Here is a 19,163-nt window from a genome sequence, read left to right on the forward strand (position 1 = left end):
TGCCGCGCAGCACCTGACCATGAAGCAAACGCCCACCGATCTGGAACAGATCACCGCCACCACCCTCGGCCACTACAACTCGGTGGCCGAAGACTTCCGCGAAGGCACCCGCGACCACGATGTCAGTCAGAACATCGACGCCTTGCTTCGCCACATCCAGGGTCAGGCGCCGTTCACTCTTCTCGATTTCGGCTGCGGCCCGGGGCGTGACTTGCAGACGTTCACCCGCATGGGCCACGTCGCGGTCGGCCTCGATGGCACGCCGGAATTTGCGCGCATGGCCCGCGAGGACAGTGGTTGCGTGGTCTGGCAGCAGGACTTTCTGAAACTCGACCTGCCGGCTGAGCGCTTCGACGGCATCTTCGCCAATGCGGTGCTGTTTCATGTGCCGTCGCAGGAGTTGCCGCGAGTGCTCAAGCAGTTGCATGGCACGCTAAAACCGGGCGGGGTGTTGTTCAGCTCCAATCCGCGCGGGGATAACCGTGAGGGCTGGAACGGGCCGAGGTATGGCGCGTATCACGATCTTGAAGCGTGGCGCGGGTTGTTGACGGCGGCGGGGTTTGTCGAGCTTGAGCACTACTACCGGCCGGCAGGCTTGCCGCGCGAGCAGCAGCCTTGGGTGGCCAGCGTCTGGCGGCGGGTGGGTTGAAGATCAAAAGATCGCAGCCTTCGGCAGCTCCTACAGGGGATTATCTGTAGGAGCTGCCGCAGGCTGCGATCTTTTGCTTTTGCCTTAAGCGGCCTCTTTCTGCGGCTCGCGAATCTTGTACCAGGCCACATACAGCGCCGGCAGAAACAGCAGGGTCAGCAACGTCGCCACCACGATCCCGCCAATCATCGCGTAGGCCATCGGCCCCCAGAACACTTCGCGGGCGATCGGGATCATGCCCATGCTCGCCGCCGCCGCGGTCAGCAGGATCGGCCGGCGACGGTGCTCGGTCGCTTCCACCACCGCATCCCACGGCGCATAGCCCTTCTGCTCGAACTCATCGATCTGCGTCACCAGAATCACCGAGTTGCGGATGATGATGCCGATCAGCGCCAGGATCCCGAGAATCGCCACGAAGCCCATCGGTGTCCCGGTCGGCACCAGCGCCAGCACCACGCCGATCAGCCCGAGTGGCGCGACGCTCGCCACCAGGAACATCTTCTGCACGCTGTGCAGCTGGATCATCAGGAAGGTCGCCATCAAAAACAGCATCAACGGCAGCACCTTGGCAATCGGTCCCTGGGCCTTGCCGCTTTCCTCGACCGTACCGCCGGTGGCGACTTTGTAGCCGACCGGCAGTTTTTCAGCGAAGGCATCGATTGACGGCTTGAGCAGTTTCACCAGGTCGGTCGGCTGGATCTCGTCGCGCACCGAGGCCTTGATGGTGATGGTCGGCAAACGGTCGCGACGCCACACCAGCGGCTGCTCCAGCTCATACCGCACAGTGGCGAAGGCCAGCAGCGGAATCGAGGTGCCGTTGGGTGTGACGATCTGCAGGTTCTGCAAAGTTTCCGGGGTGCCGCGCTCGGAATCCACCGCCCGGCCAACAACGTTGATCAGGTAGATATCGTCATCGACCTGGGTCAATGGCGAGCCGCTGACGATGCTGTTCATCAGCTTCGCCACGTCTTCCGACGACAGCCCGAGCTGACGCGCCTTGTCCTGGGCGATGTCGATGCGCAGGACTTTGCCCGGCTCGTTCCAGTCGTAAATGATCTCGCCGATGTGCTCGTTCTTGTCCAGCTCGGTCGCCAGGTCGATGGCGTGCTTGCGCACCTGATCGATGTCCTTGCCGCTGACCCGGTACTGGATCGGCCGCCCCACTGGCGGGCCCATTTCCAGCGCCTGGACGTAACTGCCGATGCCGACGAAGTCCTTGTGCAGACGCTCGCGCAAGCGTTGGCTGAGGGCTTCGCGGGCCTCGAAGTCTTTGCTGACGATCACCAGTTGCGCGTAGTAAGGGTTCTGTAATTGCTGGTCGAGCGGCAGGTAGAAACGGATTGCGCCCTGACCGATGTAAGTGCTCCAGCGCACGATGTCCGGGTCGCCCTTGAGCGTGGCTTCGAGCTTGTCCACAGCCTTGCGGGTTTCGTCGATCGAGGCGTTTTGCGGCAGGTTCAGATCGACGAGGATTTCCGGGCGGTCGGAGGACGGGAAGAACTGGTTCTGCACAAAGCGCATGCAGAACACCGCCAGCACGAAGCACAACACGGTGATGCCGATCGCCCACCAGCGGTTGCGCATCGACCACAGCAAACCGTGGTTGAACGCACGGCCAATGCGCCCCGGCTCACCTTCGTGGGGTTTCACATTGGTGCTGAGGATGTGCACGCCAATCACCGGTGCGAACAGCACCGCGACGATCCACGACACCAGCATCGCCACCGCGATCACCGCAAACAGGGTGAAGGTGTACTCACCGGCGGAGCTGGCGTTGAGGCCGATCGGCACGAAACCGGCGACCGTCACCAGCGTACCGGTGAGCATCGGGAATGCCGTCGAGGTGTAGGCGAACGTCGCCGCCTGCTCCTTGGTCTCGCCCATTTCGAGGCGCGTGACCATCATCTCCACGGTGATCATCGCGTCATCCACCAGCAGGCCGAGGGCGATGATCAGTGCGCCGAGAGAAATCCGCTGCATGGTGATGCCGCTGTATTCCATGAACACGAAGACCATCGCCAGCACCAGCGGAATCGAGCACGCCACCACCAGTCCGGCGCGCACGCCAAGACTGATGAAGCTGACCACCAGCACGATGATCACCGCTTCGAACAGCGCGCTGGTGAAGCCGCCGACGGCCTCTTCCACGACCACCGCCTGATCGGACACGGTGTGTACGCCGACACCCACGGGCAAGTCGGCCGTCAGTTGGTCGATGCGCGCGTGCAGCGCTTTACCGAACTCCTGCACGTTGCCGCCCTTCTGCATGGCGATCGCCAGGCCGATGGCCGGTTTGCCGTCGAAGCGGAATTCCGGGGTGGCCGGGTCGACGTAACCACGGCTGATGTCGGCGACGTCGGCCAGCCGGTAGAAACGGTCGTTGAGCTTGAGATTGACCTCGGCCAGATCCTTCTCCGAAGCGAACTGCCCCGAAGTGCGCACGGAAATCCGCTCCGGCCCGGCCTCGATCACCCCCGCCGGGGTCACCGCGTTCTGTGATTGCAGGCTCTGCACCACCTGGCGCTGATCGATGCCCAGCGCCGCGAGTTTGCGGGTGGAGAAGTTCAGGTAGATCACTTCGTCCTGCTGGCCGATCATTTCGATCTTGCCCAACCCCGGAACGTTGCGGATCTCGGCGCGGGCCTGCTCCACGTAGTCGCGCAACTGGCGCATGGTCAGGCCGTCGGCGGTAAAGGCGTAGACCGAGCCGTACACATCGCCGAACTCATCGTTGAACCCGGGGCCCTGAATCCCTTGGGGAAACTGCCCGCGAATGTCATCGATCTTCTTGCGCACCTGGTACCAGATTTCCGGAATGTCCTTGGCGCTGGTGGTGTCGCGCAGGTACACGTAGACCGTCGATTCGCCGGGCCGCGTATAGCTTTTCACGTAGTCGAGAGAATCGAGCTCCTCGAGTTTTTTCTCGATGCGGTCGGTAACCTGCTTGAGGGTTTCCTCCTGGGTCGCACCCGGCCATTTGGTCTGGATGACCATGGTCTTGATGGTGAACGAGGGGTCTTCTTCGCGCCCCAGATTGAAGTAGGAAAACACTCCCATCAGCAGCGCGACGAACATCAGGTACCAGACGAACGACTGATGCTTGAGGGCCCATTCGGAGAGATTGAAAGAGCCTTTCATTGACTGTCCTCGTCGAGTTTCACGGCTTGTCCGGGTTTGAGACTGTTGACGCCTGCGCTGACCACCTGCTCACCACTCTTGACCCCTCCGGCGAGCACCACGGTGCTGTCGGTGCGGCTGGTGACGCTGACATCGCGCGGTGACACGGTTTTGCTCTGGGTGTCGATGACCCAGATGCGGGTCTTGCCGTCGACTTCCTGCAACGCCGTGGCGGGCAGTTCGATGCGTGGTTTGATCGCCGAGCTGAGGGTCACGCTGATCGCCGTACCGAGACGAAACCCGGTGGGTGTTTCGCTCAGGGTCAGGCGGGCGCGACGGGTACGCGTGGCACTCTGCGCCTGGGGTTCGATTTCACGAATGATCGCCGTGGTGTGAATGCTCGGGTCGAGCTGCGCGGCCACCAGAAACACCACGTCGGACGGGATCTGATCGACCAGCGTGTCCGGCAGGTCGATCACCGCTTCCTTGATGTCCGGTTGCGCCAGGGTCACCACTTGCTGGCCGGCGGTCACCACCTGGCCGGCCTCGGCATTCCATGCGGTGACCACGGCTTTGTGGTCGGCACGCAATTCGGTGTAGCCGAGTTGATCCTGGCTCTGATTGACCGCCGCGCGCGCCTGATCGAGCGAAGCCTGGGTGGTTTTCAGGTCGGTGGTGGCGATGTCCAGTTGTGCCTGGGCACCCACTCCGCGATCAAACAGTGCCTGCTGCCGCCGGGCGTTGGCCTGGGCGTTGATCAGTTGCGCCTGGACCTTGGCCAGATCGCCCTGGGCCGAACGTAACTGGTTCTGCTGATCGCTCGGATCGAGGGTGGCGAGCAGCGTGCCCTTGTCGACCTCCGCGCCAACATCGACGTTGCGACTGGCGATACGGCCGCCGACGCGAAACCCGGTATTGCTCTCGTAACGCGCCTGAATGCTCCCGGCAAAACGCCCGAGGGTTTCCTCGTTCAGCGCCTGCACCTTGATCGACAATACCGGTCGCACCGGCTCCGGCGGTGGCTCGCTTTTCGAGCAGGCGGCCAGCAACACGCCGATGGACAACAGCCCCAGACGCTTCATGGCTGCGCTCCCGGTTGCAGATCCTTGTAGGTGTTTTCTGCCACCTCGACTTTTATCCCCGGGTGCAGCAGTTGCCCACCGGCCACGATCACCTTCTCGCCGCCGGTGAGTCCTTCACTGATGATCACGTTGCCGGTCAGGTAGCGACCGACCGTGACGTTGTGCAGTTGCGCCTCGCCCTTGTCATCGACGATCCACACGGCGGGGTCGCTGATGTTTTTGGTCAGCGCCGACCACGGCAGTTCCACTGCCGACTTGCCCGAGCCTTTGGCACTGGCACTGACCACCGAGCCCAGCTGCATGCCCTGCGGCAGGCTGTCGAGAGTGACCTTGACCTGCACCGTGCCGGACTGCGCCGACACCGCCGGGGTGATTTCGCGCACGGTGCCGGTGGTCTTGATGTTGGGGTTGTCGAGCAGGCTGACCACAATCGAGCGATCGGCAGGCCGTTCCGAGAGCAGCGATTCGTAGACGTTGAACACCGCATCGCGCTCGCCATCGCGGGCCAGTTTGAAAATCGGCGCGGTCGCCTGGACCACCTGGCCGACTTCAGCCTGGCGCTCGGTAATGATGCCGGGAGCATCAGCAATCAGCGCGGTGTAACTGAGTTGATCCTTGGCATTGGCCAGTTGCGCCTGCGCTGCGCTCAGGGCGCTCTGGCTGCTGCGCAAGGCGGCTTGGGCGGAGTCGAATTCACTCTGGCTGGTGTAACCCTTGGGCAACAGTTTCTGCTGCCGCACGAACGCCGCGGCGCTCTGTTTGACTCGCGCCTGCTCGGCGACCACCTGCGCCTGGGCGGAATCGACATTGGTCTGCAAATCCTTGGGATCGAGTTTGGCCAGTACCTGCTTGGCGCTCACCCGGTCGCCGACATCGACCATGCGCTGGATGATCTTGCCGCCGACACGGAACGACAGTTCGGTCTGCACCCGGGCCTGAACGTCACCGGTGAGGGTCACGGCAGCGGCGTAATCGGCCGGTTTGACCTCCTGCACGAAGACTCGTGGCAGGTACTCCGCCGGGGCCTCTTTCTTGCCGCAAGCGGTCAGCGCCGTGAGCAGGCTCAGCACGACAACTGTTTTCAATCCGGGACTCGCCATGCAGACTCCTTCCTGTGTACGAACGTGCAAGTGACGATACGACTGTGAGCTTAGAACAGGGTTCAACCTTCGCTCGCGGGAATAACGCATTTTCCACATTGATTTCTGTGGCGAGGGAGCTTGCTCCCGCTCGACTGCGAAGCAGGCGCAAACCTCTCGAATCGGGGTTTGGGGCCGCTTCGCAGCCCAGCGGGAGCAAGCTCCCTCGCCACAGGGGTACGGGCACGGCACACTATCGGCTCCGGCAAAGGAAACGCCCATGCTCAAGACCCTCGCGGTGGCCAATTACCGCTCGATCAATAAATTGGTGATTCCGCTGGGCCGGCTGAACCTGATCACCGGCCCCAACGGCAGCGGCAAGTCCAACCTCTATCGGGCCTTGCGCCTGCTGGCGGAGACCGCGCAGGGCGGCGTGGTCAACGCGCTGGCCCGCGAGGGTGGGCTGGATTCGACGTTCTGGGCCGGGCCGGAAACCATCAGCAGGCGCATGCGCAACGGCGAAGTGGCGGTCGAGCCGACGGTGCGTCAGGGCGTCAAACGTCTGCGCCTGGGGTTTGCCGGGGAAGATTTCAGCTACTCCATCAGTCTCGGCCTGCCCGATTCCAACGGACATTTCATGCTGCCGGGGGACACTCATCCCAGCCCCTCGCGCTTCAGCCTCGATCCGCAGATCAAGCGCGAATGCATCTGGGCCGGACCGCTCTATCGTCCGGCCAGCCTGCTGGTAGATCGCAACGGCCCGATGATTCGCGCCCGCGAAGGCCGCAGCTGGGACGTTCTGGCGCAGCACACGCCGAACTTCGACAGCCTGTTCGATCAGATCGGCAGTCTGCGCAGTTCGCCGGAAGTGTTCCAGATGCGCGAGTTCATCCGCCGCTGGCGCTTCTACGATCACTTTCGCAGCGACGCCGACGCCCCGGTGCGCCAACCGCAACTGGGTACGCGCACGCCGGTGCTGCACCACGACGGTCGCGACCTCGCCGCAGCCCTGCAGACCATCAATGAAATCGGCGACCCCGAGGCGTTGCAGGCGGCGATCAGCGATGCCTTTCCCGGCGCACGGCTGAACATCGCCCCGCTGGCCGGCGGACGCTTTGCCATCGAGTTCTTTCAGGAGGGGTTGCTGCGGCCATTGTCGGCGGCGGAGCTGTCGGACGGCACCTTGCGTTATCTGCTGCTGATCGCCGCGCTGCTGACGCCGCGCCCGCCGTCATTGATGGTGCTCAACGAACCGGAAACCAGTCTGCATCCGGATCTGTTGCCGGCGCTGGCGCGCTTGATCATTCGCGCTTCGCAGGCGTGTCAGGTGTGGGTGGTGTCGCATGCGCGAAGGTTGATTTCGGCATTGCAGGAAGACTCGGAGTGCAATTGCATCGTGCTGGAGAAGACGCTGGGACAGACCGGGATTGTCGGCCAGCGGGTGCTGGATGAGCCGGCGTGGAACTGGCCGGATTGAGCGTTTCAGCCCAAAGCCCCTCACCCTAACCCTCTCCCGGAGGGAGAGGGAACTGATTGGGGAATGCTGGTGAATTACGCCGACCTGAAAATGCTTCCGTGAATCCATAATCGACTCGGTCGTTCAGGTCGATGCAGGACGCAACACACCTCGGTCGGCTCCCTCTCCCTCCGGGAGAGGGCTGGGGTGAGGGGTTGCTCTTCAGCCTCACCGCGGACCTGTCAGGCAATCACCCCTGCCACTTGCCACCCTCGACAATCACACTCTCAGGCTGGGTGTCATCGCTCAGCTCTTTACGCACATATTGGTCGTACAGCTTGAGCAGGTACTTCTCTTCACCCAGCTTCGCCAGCTCGGTATTCACCCAGTCACGCAGCTCGACGTTGCCCTTCTTCACCGCCGGGGCAATCGGTGCTTCGGCGCCGAGTTTTTCGTCCAGCACGCGGTAGCCCGGGTTCTGCTTGGCCCAGCTGAACAGCACCAGATTATCCTGCGCGTAGGCGTCGCCGCGACCATTGGCCAAAGCTTGCAACGACTCGGAGTTTTTCTCGAACTTGAGCAGTTTCCAGTCCGGATGATTCTTGGTCAGCCAGATGTCGGCGGTGGTGCCGGTGGTAACGATAGTGGTGCGGCTGGCCAAGTCATCGAGGCTTTTCACCGCGCTGCTCTGGGGCACCAGCGCCTGCACCGCGACCTTGAGGTTCGGGTTGGTGAATTCCACCGCTTCCTTGCGCTCCGGAGTCACGGTCATGTTGGCGAGGATCAGGTCGACCTTGTCGCTTTGCAGGAACGGAATGCGGCTCGCCGGCTCCACGGCCACGAACTCGACCTTGTTCTCGTCGCCCAGCAGATCCTTGGCGAAGCGCCGACCGATGTCGGTGTCGAAGCCGACGTAGCGCCCGGCCTCATCGACGAAACCGAACGGCGGCTTGTCGGTGAACACGCCGACGATCAGTTTGTCGCGGGCCTTGATCTTGTCCAGGTAACCGGCCGGCGCGGTGCTTGCGCTGGCGACTTTCGGCTTGGCCGGTTCTTCGGATTTGTTGCAGCCGGCGAGCAGCGCGAGCCCCAGCAGCGGCAGTAAAAACAGGGATGACTTGGCAGTTTTCATAGCGGTTCCAGTTCCTTTGTCGGATTCGTTTCAGGCAGTGTTGCAACGAAGGAGAACTTCTCCAGAAACTGCTGCGCGCGTGCGGTTTGCGGGTTCGTAAAGAAAATCTCGGGCGGGTTCTGTTCAAGGATGCGCCCGGCGTCCATGAACACGATGCGGTCGGCCACCGCGCGGGCGAAGGCCATTTCGTGGGTGACGATCAGCAGGGTCATGCCCTCGCGGGCCAGCCCCTGAATCACTTGCAGCACTTCCTTGACCATCTCCGGGTCGAGGGCGGCGGTGACTTCATCGAAGAGCATCACGCGCGGGTTCATGCACAGCGAACGGACGATGGCGATGCGTTGCTGCTGGCCGCCGGAGAGCTGGCGCGGGAATGCATCGCGCTTGTCGGCCAGGCCCACGCGCTCAAGCAAGGCTTCGGCCTGCTGCTGCGCTTCGCGGCGCTGGCGTTTTTGCACCTTGAGCGGGCCGAGCAGCAAATTGTCGAGCACGCTCATGTGCGGGAACAGGTGATAACTCTGGAACACCATGCCGATCTGCTGGCGCACCTCTCGCCAGTCGGTGGTCTTGTCCAGCAGCTCGCGGCCGACAAACTTCAGGCTGCCGCTGTGGGCTTCTTCCAGACCGTTGAGGCAACGCAGCAGCGTGCTTTTGCCGCAACCGCTGGGGCCGAGGATGACGATCACTTCGCCGCTGCGCACTTGCAGGTCGATGCCCTTGAGCACTTGCTGCTCGCCGTAGAATTTGTTGAAACCCTGAAACTCGATCAATGCGCTCATGCTTGCGTCCAGCGCCGCTCCAGCACGCGCGAGGCGGCCGACAGCGGGTAGCAGATGAAAAAGAAAAACAGGAACAGCACGCCGTAGATCAGCACCGATTCGTAAGTGCGCTCGATGATCTGCTGGCCGACCTTGATCACATCGACCACGCCAATCAGCACCGCCAGCGAGCTGGTCTTGATGATTCGCGTGTAGACGTTGATGGTCGGCGGCGTCATGCGTTTCAGCGCCTGCGGCAGCAACACGTAGCTGTACAGTTGCGCCGCGTTGAGGCCGATCGACAGCCCCGCCTCACGCTGCCCGCGCGGCAACGAATGCAGCGCACCGCGCGCCACTTCGCCCACCTCGCTGGCGCCCCACAGCGACAGCACCAGCACCGCGCACCAGAAGCTCGGCAGGCTCAGTCCGAAGAAAATCGGCAGGCCGAAAAACAACAGGTACAGCCAGACCAGCACCGGAATCGCCCGGAACAGTTCCAGATAGACCCGCAGGATCGCGTTCAGCCACGTCACGTTGAGCGTGCGCAACACGCCGTAGAGCACACCGCCAACCGTGCTGATGGCGATGCTCAGGAACGAGATCGACAGGGTTTGTCCGGCGCCTTTTGCCAGTTGCGGCAACGACACCCAGAGCAGCTCAAGACCCGAACTGGCCATGCTGGAGCCTCCTTTCCAGACGGCTGAGCAGCAACGACAGCGGCAAGAACAACAGCACGCAGATCAGCGTCAGCACGGCGAGCATTTCGTAGGTTTTGTAATAGAGCGCGATGTAGCTCTTGGTGGTGTAGAGGATTTCCGGCACGGCCACCGCCGAGACCACTGTGGTTTCCTTGAGCAGGAAAATGAAATTGGCGAACAGCGACGGCAGGCTGAGAATCCCCGCTTGCGGCAGGATCACGTAGCGCAGCAACTGGCCGTGGGACAGACCAATGGAGCGCCCCGATTCCAATTGCGCCTGCGGTACCGCATCGACCCCGGCGCGCAGCACTTCGGTGAGGTAGGCGCCGCCGAGAAAAGTCATGGTGATGATCGCCGCGGTGAAGCCGGAGACCTGGATGCCGATGGCCGGCAAGGCGAAGTAGACGAAGAACAACTGGATCAGCAGCGGCGTGTTGCGCGCCAACTCGACATACAGGCCGACCGCGCGTTGCAGGTAAGGCGTGCGGAACACCAGAATCGTTGCGTTGAACAGCGCCACCAGCAGCGACGTGCCGATGGCGATGAAACCGACCTGCAACGTCACGCCCACGGCTTTGAGAAAGGCCGGCAAGGTGCTGAGGATAAATGCGTAATCGAAAGTCATGAAGCATCCTGGACGTCGCTCGGTAAGCGGCGGTCATGCAGTCCATGGACAGCGGGTAACTGTCCGGCAGGCGCTGACTTTATAGGTATAAAAACAAGAATTTAAATACCGTTAAAGCATATTGATATCACCCAAAAAACTATCTTGTGGGTTTGCCGGGAAGGAATAAGAAGGCTATTTTCCCTTGCGCTGTAGGAAGGATCTTTTTTGCGTGAAAGCCCTCCAAGGACGAACAGCTTTTGGCCAGACTCCCCCGGCCAAACCATTACAAGGAAGACAACATGGACGTAAAAGTGCCGCAGCGACTGGATCCGCAGGACATCGTGAAATTGCTCGTGGCGTTGCGCCGGGCGTTGAAGGCTCAGGTAACCTGAGGTCAGGATCAACAGCACCCTCACCCCAGCCCTCTCCCCGAGGGAGAGGGGGCCGACCGCAGTGTCTGGCGATTAACATCGACCTGAAAGATCGAGTCGATTATGGATTCGGCAGAAAACTTTCACGTCGGTGTACTTCTACAGCATCCCCCAATCAGTCCCCTCTCCCTTTGGGAGAGGGCTAGGGTGAGGGGCTTTTCAACGCACGCACAAAAACGCCGATGACCCTCACTGGCCATCGGCGTTTTCATACCTTGAAGGGGTGGTTCACGCGTCGTGATCAGAACGCCGGCAATACCGCGCCGTTGTACTTCTTCTCGATAAACGCTTTGACTTCCGGGCTGGTCAGGGCTTTGGCCAGTTTATGGATGGCGTCGCTGTTCTTGTTGTCCTCACGGGCCACCAGGAAGTTCACGTAAGGCGAATCGGCACCTTCGATCACCAGCGCATCCTTGGTCGGGTTCAGCTTGGCTTCCAGCGCGTAGTTGGTGTTGATCATGTCCAGATCAACTTCTTTCAGAACGCGTGGCAGCAGGGCCGATTCCAGTTCCTTGAACTTGAAGTTGTGCGGGTTCTTGGCGATGTCTTTCGGGGTCGCCAGGGCGTTTTTCGGATCTTTCAGTTCGATCAGGCCCGCCTTCTGCAGCAGGATCAGTGCGCGGCCGCTGTTGCTGCCTTCGTTCGGAATGGCGATGGTCGCGCCGTCCGGCAGATCAGCCAGCTTCTTGTACTTGCTCGAGTAGCCACCGAACGGTTCAACGTGCACGCCTTGCACGGTCACCAGGTACTTGGCCTTGTCGTCCTTGTATTTGCCGGCGTTGAAGCTGTCCAGGTAAGGCTTGGTCTGGAAGTAGTTGGCATCCAGACGCTTCTCGCCAACCTGCACGTTCGGCTGCACGTAGTCGGTGAAGACCTTGATTTCCAGATCCACGCCTTCTTTGGCCAGGGTCGGTTTGATCAGCTCAAGAATTTCCGCGTGCGGTACCGGAGTCGCCGCCACCACCAGTTTCTCGCCGGCCTGGGCCAGGGAAGCAGTCAGAGCAGCCGCCAATGCGGTAAACAACAGAACCTTTTTCATGCAGTGTCCTTATCGAGAATCACGGTCGCGAATGGCGACGGCTATTAATACGAGTGCCAGTGAAGTGCTATCTCTGGCGTGAAGCGGACAATACCGGGATTTTTTATTCCCGGACAATAACGTTTATTCACGTTGATATTCCATTTTGTTCATACACGCGAGATAGACGTGCAGGCGCTGCCGCAGGCTGCGATCTTTTGATTTTCAACGGGTTGAATGTGTCTGGAAGCAAGATCAAAAGATCGCAGCCTGCGGCAGCTCCTACAGGAGGCCTGCGTTTTTCAGTAGCTGCTTTAGCGCCTGCTGATCGGTGGCGGTGCCATTTTCCAGGATGTGTTTAATCTGGCTTTCGATCTGCACCAGTGTCGGAGGCAGGTTCAGGTGTTCCGGGAGGATTTCGTCGCCGGTGCTGACCAGCAGCGCGAAGTGAATGACGTTTTCCAGCTCACGGGTGTTGCCCGGCCAGCTGTGGCGCTCCAGCAGGTGTTGCGCCGCTTCGCTGATCAACGGCACCGGCAGGTCGAGGCGCTGGCTGTAGATGCCGAGAAAATATTCGGCCAGCGACAGGATGTCGCCGATCCGCTCGCGCAGCGCCGGCAGTTCCAGCTGCCCTTCGCTGAGGTAGTGATAGAGCCGTTCGTGAAACTTCCCCGCGTCCACCGCTTGCGCCAGGTCGATGCTGGTCGCCGCCACCAGCCGCACATCCACCGGGCTTGGCTGATGCGCGCCGACGCGGGTGACTTCGTGATTTTCCAGGGCGGCGAGCAGTTTGATCTGGATCGGCAACGGCAGATCGCCGATTTCGTCGAGATACAAAGTGCCGCCATTGGCCGAACCGAACCAGCCGGCACGACTGCTGGCCGAACCGGTGTAACTGCCGGCGGCATAACCGAACAGCTCGGCATCGGCGTAGGTCGGGCTGATCGCACCGCAATTGACCGAGACGAACAGGCCGCTGCGATCACTGGCCCGATGGATATGGCGCGCGAGCAGCTCTTTACCGGTGCCGGTCTCGCCGCGGATCAACACCGAGATCGAACGCGGTGCCAGGTGCTCCAGTTCCTCGCGCAACTGGCGGGAACGGGGATCGACGAACACCAGCGCCTTGGCGCGAATGCTCAGGGGACTTTTTTCTGCATCGGGAAAGGTCAGCAACGGCTGACCGAACGTTTCGAAACTCATGGCAGACTCCCGCCCACAACCGCCGGCAGACGGGGGCGTTCAAAAAAGAAAAAGGTTCAAGCGCGACGCCGGGCGTGGTGTTCCATACGGTTTTGCAGGCGATACAGATAAGCGAAGCCCTGCTCCCAGCGCTGATGCCCGGACTTGACGTTGATGTGCCCGGCCCCGGCAAGAATTCCCGCCTCGGCGCCCCAGTTGCGCGCCAGCTCCAGCGCGCGCGGGGCGCTGACGGCGGCGTCGTTGTCGGAGGCCACGACCTGGCTGGGGAACGGCAGCAGATCGGTCGGGATCGGCGCGAAATTGCGCAGCGCCGGCGCGCAGGCCGGACGCTCGACGTCGGCCGGTGCGACCAGCAACGCCCCGCGCACTTGCCGCAGGTATTGCACAGGCGCGGTGGCAGCCCAATGCGCAACGGTGACGCAACCCAGGCTGTGAGCGATCAGAATTACCGGCGTGCTGTCGGCGGCAATCGCTTCGGCCAGTGCCGCGACCCAGTCTTCACGGCGCGGCGTCAGCCAGTCGGCCTGCTCCACCCGGGCGCTGTTGGGCAGGCTGTTTTGCCAGTGGGTTTGCCAATGATCTTCTGGCGATCCTTGCCAGCCCGGCACAATCAGATAGCGGATTGATTCGTTGCGCATGGGGGAGCTCTCCTGCGTCGTGTCTGTTCCTGATCGAGTATAGGGACGGGATTTATATTCGTTAAGGAATAAGAAGCTATTTATTAAGACCCAAAAGAAATATGTCTGGCTTTGCGTAGGAGCTGCCGAAGGCTGCGATCTTTTGCTCTTGTTTTTACAATCAAAATCAAAAGATCGCAGCCTGCGGCAGCTCCTACAGGGGTCGCGTGTGGGTTAAAACCGGGATAAAAAAAGGGCCGCACCCTGCCAAGGAGACGGCCCCGGAAAAACGTAAATCCTGTTACCGCGCAGTGATCACCGACAACTTGGTAATCCCCGCCCGCTCGATCGAAGCCATGGCCCGCGCCACCTCGCCGTAGTTCACCCCGTCGTCGGCCTGCAATTGCACGCGCACTTCCGGGTCCTTGGCCTTGGCCGACTTGAGGTTGAATTCCAGCAAGTCCGGCTGAATTTCATCCTTGTTGATAAACAGTTTGCCGGCGCCGTCGATGCTCACCACCAGTGGATCCTTCTGCTCGACCGGTGCTACCGCCTCGGTCTTCGGCAGGTTGATCGGGATCGCGTTGGTCAGCAGCGGCGCGGTGACGATGAACACCACCAGCAGCACCAGCATCACGTCCACCAGCGGCGTCACGTTGATCTCGCTCAGCACCTCGTCGCTGTCTTGCGTGGAGAAGGCCATATCAGGACGCCTCCTTCACTTTTGTTGCGCTGCCCGGCGCCGCTACCTTGTTCGCGGTCGGGTGGATCAGCACGCGGAACGAGCTCTTCTGCGCCAGGCTGTAGAAGTCGTGGGCGAAGTCATCGAGATCCGCCGCCGTCAGTTTCAGACGACGCAGAAAGTAGTTGTAAACCAGCACCGCCGGCACCGCGACGGCGATCCCCACACCGGTGGCAACCAGTGCCGCGCCAATCGGACCGGCGACTGTTTCCAGGCTCGCCGAGCCTGCCGCGCTGATGCCTTTGAGCGCTTCCATGATTCCCCACACCGTGCCGAACAGGCCAATGAACGGCGAGGTGCTGCCAATACTTGCGACCACTGCCAGGCCGGTTTCCAGCGAACGGCGTTCACGGACGATCTGCTGACGCAGGGCACGCTCCAATCGATCCTGATGGTTGATCGCCTGGCTCAGGTCATTGGCCTGCGGCGCCTCACCCACCTGAATCGCCGCGTAACCGGCCTGTGCCACCCGGGCGGCAGCGCCGGGTTGGGTTTCGCTCAACTCAGCGGCGGAATCCAGACTCGACGCCGCCCAGAAACGTTTATGAAACTTGCGATCCTGTGCCTTCAGACGACCGAACTGCACAGCCTTGAGCAGCGCCAGTCCCCAGGTGGCAACGGAAAAAACCACCAGCAGCCAGATCACCGCACTTTCGATGGATTCCAGTGGAGAGGCCAGTAACGTCATGATGTGTTCCCTCGTGTAAACATTTAGCGCGAATAGGTTTCGGTTTAATGAATCTTGAAATCGATGGGCACGCTGACCCAGCCGTCCTGGGCGACATCACCCTGCTTGGCCGGCACGAAGCTCCACTGCTTGACGGCATTGAGTGCCGCATCGTCGAGTTGCTGCCGACCACTGCTTTTCTGAATCTGAATTTCACCGGGCTTGCCATTGGCCAATACGTGCACCCTTAGCATCACCGTGCCTTCCCAGCCGCGACGCTGGGCCAGCGATGGATATTCCGGCGCCGGATTCTTCAAATACGTGGCGTTGGCCGAGGCCGGCGTTACCGGAGCCGGGGCCGGTGGTGCAGGTGGCGCTGGCGCTGCGACTGGGGCTGCCGGTTGCGGCGGCGCAGGTGGTTGTTCAACGGCTTTGGGTGCCGGTTTCGGCACCGGTTTGGCCACCGGTTTCGGCTTGGGCTTGGGAATCGGTTTGGGTGGCGGCGGCTTCACCGCCAACTCGTCTTCAACCGGCGGCGGTGGCTCAACGACCGGTGCCGGCGACGGCGGTTCGACCACTGGTGGCGCGGGTGGCGCCGGCCGCGAAAACTCGATGGTCATCGGTGGAATTTCCGGCGGCACGATCGGCAATGCCGGCGTCGGATGCTGGTTGATCCAGTAGATCACCGCACCGTGCACCAGCAGCGCCAGCACGCCGAGCAGAATGGTTTCACGGCGGCTCAGAATGCCCTTGGGCGCACGCTGCAACCGCAGCTGCCCCAGCGGCACACGATGGGGCCGGCCGAGATCGACCAATTCGCCACTCGGTGCCTGGCGCCACAGCACCTCCTGTGCACTGGCGGCGGTCTGGACATTGCCCATTGATTCACTCCCTGCGGTCTCTTTGCGAAGTACCCGACGGGTCGCCGCAAACATCCCCCGGGCGACCGGTCGTTGGGTGAATCATTGGAGTAATGGCTTATCTCCGAAAGTAACTTTTATCGATGTGTTTAGAATTTTTATGAATATAAATTTTTGCTGATCGCTCCGAAGCCACGCCCTGCAAGGGCTGGCGCCGAGGTCAAAATTTACAATGCTTTTCAAGCATGAAAAATATTCGGCGAAGGCATGCGAAAAGCCTTCAATCCGGGCTTTTTCAGGGTTTTTGTCGAATGAATTCAAGGCCTGTCAGCGCGACATCGCCGCTCAGATCGGCAGCGCTGCCCAGTGCCCGCAAGCGTGTGTAAGCCTGATCGGGTGAGAAAATCACCCAGGCTTGCGCCGTGCCATCGGCCGTCAGCGTATTGAAAGAGATGGCGACCGGGCCTGTTGAAAAACCATGCCTGAAGTGAAAATTGCCAAATGCGATCGGATAATCGGTGCCGGACTCGGACAACGTGCCGGTGAAACTGCCGGTGCGGTCATCGCCCTCGACGAGGGTCAAGGTTGTATCTGAAGGTTCATGACGATAAACGCCGTTGATCGTGGACATGTGCAGCATCCTTGCTTGATGTTTTGAGAGAAAAATCCGGCGCTGGCTGCGCCTCATGCATGGCGAACGAAGTCGCCCGGCAGGCTGCTGACCACGCCGTCATAAGTAACGCGCACGCAGTGCCCCTGCAGTTCATGAGTGCCGCGACTTGGCGAGAACAGGGTCAGGGCGAAATAACCGTGATCCTGGTTATTGGCAATCAGCGTGACCACGGTTGGCGGCTGGTAGCCGTTGAGGCTGGCGTAACGGCCACTGACGATGCCGTAGTTGATGCCTTGGTGATGCAACGTGCCGCCGAAGACCCCGGTGCGGTCATCGGAATCGACAATGGTCAGAGAGGGCCCATCGAGGGTGTTGGAATAAAGCGCGTTTTGCATGTAAGCGTCCTGATCGAATGATTAATTCCACCGCGAGCTTAGAATCAAACACCAGCAAGCGCTGTCATCCACAGGAAGCACAAAGAACATGAAAATGACTTATTTCATGTAAGAAAAAAGCCGCCAGGCTTGAATAGCATGGCGGCTTTTTCTGCAACATTTAATTACTGTTTAATAAACTCTCCAGCCACACCCACAACATCACCATCAAAGTTGGTACGCGAACCCACCGCACGAACTTTCGAATAGTTGTGATCCGGCGAGATCAGCGTCCAGGACTGATAGCCCGAGCCGTCATTCAGAGCCGCGAAAGTGATGATCGTAGGCTGCCCGGTGCTGTTCTGGAAATGGTAATGCCCGTAAGCGATGTCGTAGTTCACGCCGTTCTGGCTGAACTTGCCGCTGAAGGTGCCGTTGGAGTCATTGCCATCGGTAATCGTCAGTTTGGCGCCAGCGTTAGCGTTTACATAATTGCCATTAATGCTCGACATAACGAGATTTCCTTTATCGTTGGATAAGTGTCTTCCGCTGAGAGCAAGTTTCCTCCTGGAAACTCACGACACTCAGAATGGTTGGACATTCACTTATTGTCCACGCAACTTTTCAACGAAATTGCAATAAGCACTATTCATCTCGCACATAACTTATCGCTATTCATTCGAGCGTTAATTCCTTTTTAACTAACGACTGGCGCTGGTCTGCTGCACTGCCGATGTCGGGGCAATCACGGCGGTCTCGGAACGCGGCGTACCCGCCGGCACCCAATCGTAACTCACAGGCAACGCGCGATAGACCCAGTTGCTGATTGCATCGCTGCCCGGCGCCTTGCCCAGATACGGGCTGACGTATTCCCAGACGTTTTCACCGCTGGCCGTGACCTGGAAAAACCGTCCGTTCATGCCTTCGTCGATCAGCGTATTGCCGTTGGGCAAACGTCGCGCGCTGCTGATGAACGAGCTGTAGAACGCCCACCCCGGCTGCTTCGAATTCGCCGCGCTGTATTGCCAGACGATCTCATTTTTAACCGGGTCGATTTCCAGCACCCGCGAACCGGAAATCAGCCCGAGGGTGACGTTCGGATACCCCGCCGAACCCTGGTTATCGAACACCAGCAGATTACCGGCGCCAGGCAGACCGGCCGGGATGATGTGTGCATCATGCTGGCCGACGAATTGATCCACCGGTCGCGGCAGGTTCTGCGCGGTTTTCGGGTTGATCAGCGGCAGGTTCGGGCCGAGGCGCCAGACCACCTTGCCGCTGTGTTTGTCGATGATCGCGATGAAGTTGGCGTTGCGGGAATCGAGCAGCAGGTTGTCCGGATTGAAGCGTTTGTCCCCGGCATCGAACCACTTGTTCGGCCCGACCACGCTGAGGTTGTTGATGTGCAGGTAATCCGGGTTGTCGCTGGCGCGCACCAGCTTCAGTTGCTCCGGGGTGAAGCCGAATTCGTTCAGGTGTTCCGAGGCCAGCCACTGCCATTTCACCTGCCCGTCGGGGCTGACTTCATAGATCGCATCGTCGATCACCTCGGGTACCTTGAAGCCTTTGACCTTGTGCACCTTGTTCGCCAGCACCACGGTGTTGCCGTTGCTTAACCGGCGCTGATCATGATGCTGTTGCGCCGCACCGCCGGGCGCCTTGTCACCCCACTGCCAGACCACTTTGCCGTTCCAGTCCAGTTCGCCGACGCTCTGGTTGCCCAGACCGTTGCCGGCCGAGCCGAGCTTGCCCGGTTCCTTGTCACTGAGTTGCAGCAGCACATGCCCGCGCTCACCACCGACCAGTTGCGGGTCGATGATCGCCGACGGGAAACCCGCCTGCGGCCAGGTCTTCACTGCATTGCCATTCATGTCGATCAGGTGCGTCTGCTTGTCGGCGCCACTGAAGATCACGTACTGGTTAAAGGCCTTGTTCGGGTCATAGCGGGTAACGCCGGTGGGGTACACGCTGGGCGCGGCGAACGCCGTGCTACTGAGTACCACGCTGGACAACAGCAGCGCTGAAGCGGTTTTGCCTGGCAACATGATGCAGCTCCTTGA

General features: G+C 60.7%; 19 protein-coding genes. 2 read left to right on the forward strand and 17 right to left on the reverse strand.

Going from position 1 to position 19,163, the window contains the following annotated elements; genetic code table 11:
• Window positions 1–19 precede the first annotated feature (19 nt).
• Entirely contained in the window at window positions 20–649 is a 630-nt protein-coding gene (locus ACIP8I_RS08155) for a class I SAM-dependent methyltransferase (protein WP_400760094.1), read from the forward strand.
• A gap of 84 nt (window positions 650–733) precedes the next feature.
• On the opposite strand, the gene ACIP8I_RS08160 is transcribed toward ACIP8I_RS08155, so the two are convergent.
• Genes ACIP8I_RS08160 through ACIP8I_RS08170 form a run of 3 tightly spaced genes read right to left on the reverse strand, consistent with a single transcriptional unit; the run spans window position 734 to window position 5,948 of the window.
• Window positions 734–3,787 (reverse strand): efflux RND transporter permease subunit, encoded by a 3,054-nt coding sequence (locus tag ACIP8I_RS08160; RefSeq protein ID WP_007964741.1) that lies wholly within the window; start codon window positions 3,785–3,787, stop codon window positions 734–736.
• Window positions 3,784–4,848, reverse strand: a complete 1,065-nt coding sequence (locus ACIP8I_RS08165) for an efflux RND transporter periplasmic adaptor subunit (protein ID WP_007964743.1) — start codon at window positions 4,846–4,848, stop codon at window positions 3,784–3,786. The genes ACIP8I_RS08160 and ACIP8I_RS08165 overlap by 4 nt, the downstream gene beginning before the upstream one ends.
• Entirely contained in the window at window positions 4,845–5,948 is a 1,104-nt protein-coding gene (locus tag ACIP8I_RS08170; RefSeq protein WP_007964746.1) for an efflux RND transporter periplasmic adaptor subunit, read from the reverse strand. The genes ACIP8I_RS08165 and ACIP8I_RS08170 overlap by 4 nt, the downstream gene beginning before the upstream one ends.
• A 259-nt stretch (window positions 5,949–6,207) precedes the next feature.
• Between ACIP8I_RS08170 and ACIP8I_RS08175 the strand changes: the two genes are divergently transcribed.
• On the forward strand, window positions 6,208–7,404 hold the full coding sequence (locus tag ACIP8I_RS08175) for an AAA family ATPase (protein WP_400760097.1): 1,197 nt from the start codon (window positions 6,208–6,210) through the stop codon (window positions 7,402–7,404).
• Window positions 7,405–7,633: 229 nt separating this feature from the next.
• Here ACIP8I_RS08175 and ACIP8I_RS08180 read toward each other — a convergent pair whose 3' ends face one another.
• From ACIP8I_RS08180 to ACIP8I_RS08245, 14 genes are all read right to left on the reverse strand, one after another.
• Window positions 7,634–8,515, reverse strand: coding sequence for a transporter substrate-binding domain-containing protein (locus ACIP8I_RS08180; protein ID WP_007964751.1), 882 nt, complete (start codon window positions 8,513–8,515; stop codon window positions 7,634–7,636).
• A complete protein-coding gene (locus ACIP8I_RS08185) occupies window positions 8,512–9,294 on the reverse strand; it encodes an amino acid ABC transporter ATP-binding protein (RefSeq protein WP_400760100.1) in 783 nt (260 codons plus the stop codon). The genes ACIP8I_RS08180 and ACIP8I_RS08185 overlap by 4 nt, the downstream gene beginning before the upstream one ends.
• Complete coding sequence (locus ACIP8I_RS08190) at window positions 9,291–9,950, reverse strand: amino acid ABC transporter permease (RefSeq protein WP_400760102.1); 660 nt, start codon at window positions 9,948–9,950, stop codon at window positions 9,291–9,293. Before ACIP8I_RS08190 ends, ACIP8I_RS08185 begins: the two co-directional genes overlap by 4 nt.
• A complete protein-coding gene (locus tag ACIP8I_RS08195; protein WP_367082451.1) occupies window positions 9,931–10,596 on the reverse strand; it encodes an amino acid ABC transporter permease in 666 nt (221 codons plus the stop codon). Before ACIP8I_RS08195 ends, ACIP8I_RS08190 begins: the two co-directional genes overlap by 20 nt.
• A 654-nt stretch (window positions 10,597–11,250) precedes the next feature.
• Window positions 11,251–12,048, reverse strand: coding sequence for a MetQ/NlpA family ABC transporter substrate-binding protein (locus ACIP8I_RS08200; protein WP_400760104.1), 798 nt, complete (start codon window positions 12,046–12,048; stop codon window positions 11,251–11,253).
• A gap of 261 nt (window positions 12,049–12,309) precedes the next feature.
• Window positions 12,310–13,230 (reverse strand): sigma 54-interacting transcriptional regulator, encoded by a 921-nt coding sequence (locus ACIP8I_RS08205; RefSeq protein ID WP_400760106.1) that lies wholly within the window; start codon window positions 13,228–13,230, stop codon window positions 12,310–12,312.
• Window positions 13,231–13,286: 56 nt separating this feature from the next.
• Complete coding sequence (locus tag ACIP8I_RS08210; protein ID WP_329699052.1) at window positions 13,287–13,868, reverse strand: alpha/beta hydrolase; 582 nt, start codon at window positions 13,866–13,868, stop codon at window positions 13,287–13,289.
• Window positions 13,869–14,148: 280 nt separating this feature from the next.
• Window positions 14,149–14,550, reverse strand: a complete 402-nt coding sequence (locus ACIP8I_RS08215) for a biopolymer transporter ExbD (RefSeq protein ID WP_003220570.1) — start codon at window positions 14,548–14,550, stop codon at window positions 14,149–14,151.
• A gap of 1 nt (window position 14,551) precedes the next feature.
• Window positions 14,552–15,277 carry a MotA/TolQ/ExbB proton channel family protein gene (locus ACIP8I_RS08220; RefSeq protein WP_007963447.1) on the reverse strand — a complete coding sequence of 242 codons (726 nt, stop codon included), beginning with the start codon at window positions 15,275–15,277 and terminating at the stop codon, window positions 14,552–14,554.
• 44 nt (window positions 15,278–15,321) lie between these two features.
• Window positions 15,322–16,137, reverse strand: coding sequence for an energy transducer TonB (locus ACIP8I_RS08225; protein WP_400760110.1), 816 nt, complete (start codon window positions 16,135–16,137; stop codon window positions 15,322–15,324).
• Between the two features lie 274 nt (window positions 16,138–16,411).
• Complete coding sequence (locus ACIP8I_RS08230) at window positions 16,412–16,747, reverse strand: hypothetical protein (RefSeq protein ID WP_400760114.1); 336 nt, start codon at window positions 16,745–16,747, stop codon at window positions 16,412–16,414.
• Window positions 16,748–16,800: 53 nt separating this feature from the next.
• The gene (locus tag ACIP8I_RS08235) at window positions 16,801–17,124 is read right to left on the reverse strand and encodes a hypothetical protein (RefSeq protein WP_007963450.1); all 324 of its coding nucleotides are present in this window, start codon (window positions 17,122–17,124) and stop codon (window positions 16,801–16,803) included.
• Window positions 17,125–17,288: 164 nt separating this feature from the next.
• Entirely contained in the window at window positions 17,289–17,615 is a 327-nt protein-coding gene (locus ACIP8I_RS08240; protein ID WP_400760116.1) for a hypothetical protein, read from the reverse strand.
• Between the two features lie 189 nt (window positions 17,616–17,804).
• Window positions 17,805–19,148, reverse strand: a complete 1,344-nt coding sequence (locus ACIP8I_RS08245) for an aryl-sulfate sulfotransferase (protein WP_400760118.1) — start codon at window positions 19,146–19,148, stop codon at window positions 17,805–17,807.
• Between the last annotated feature and the right edge of the window lie 15 nt (window positions 19,149–19,163).

It is taken from the genome of Pseudomonas sp. NPDC088414 (assembly GCF_044753325.1).
In the GTDB taxonomy this organism is placed as follows: Bacteria; Pseudomonadota; Gammaproteobacteria; order Pseudomonadales; family Pseudomonadaceae; genus Aquipseudomonas.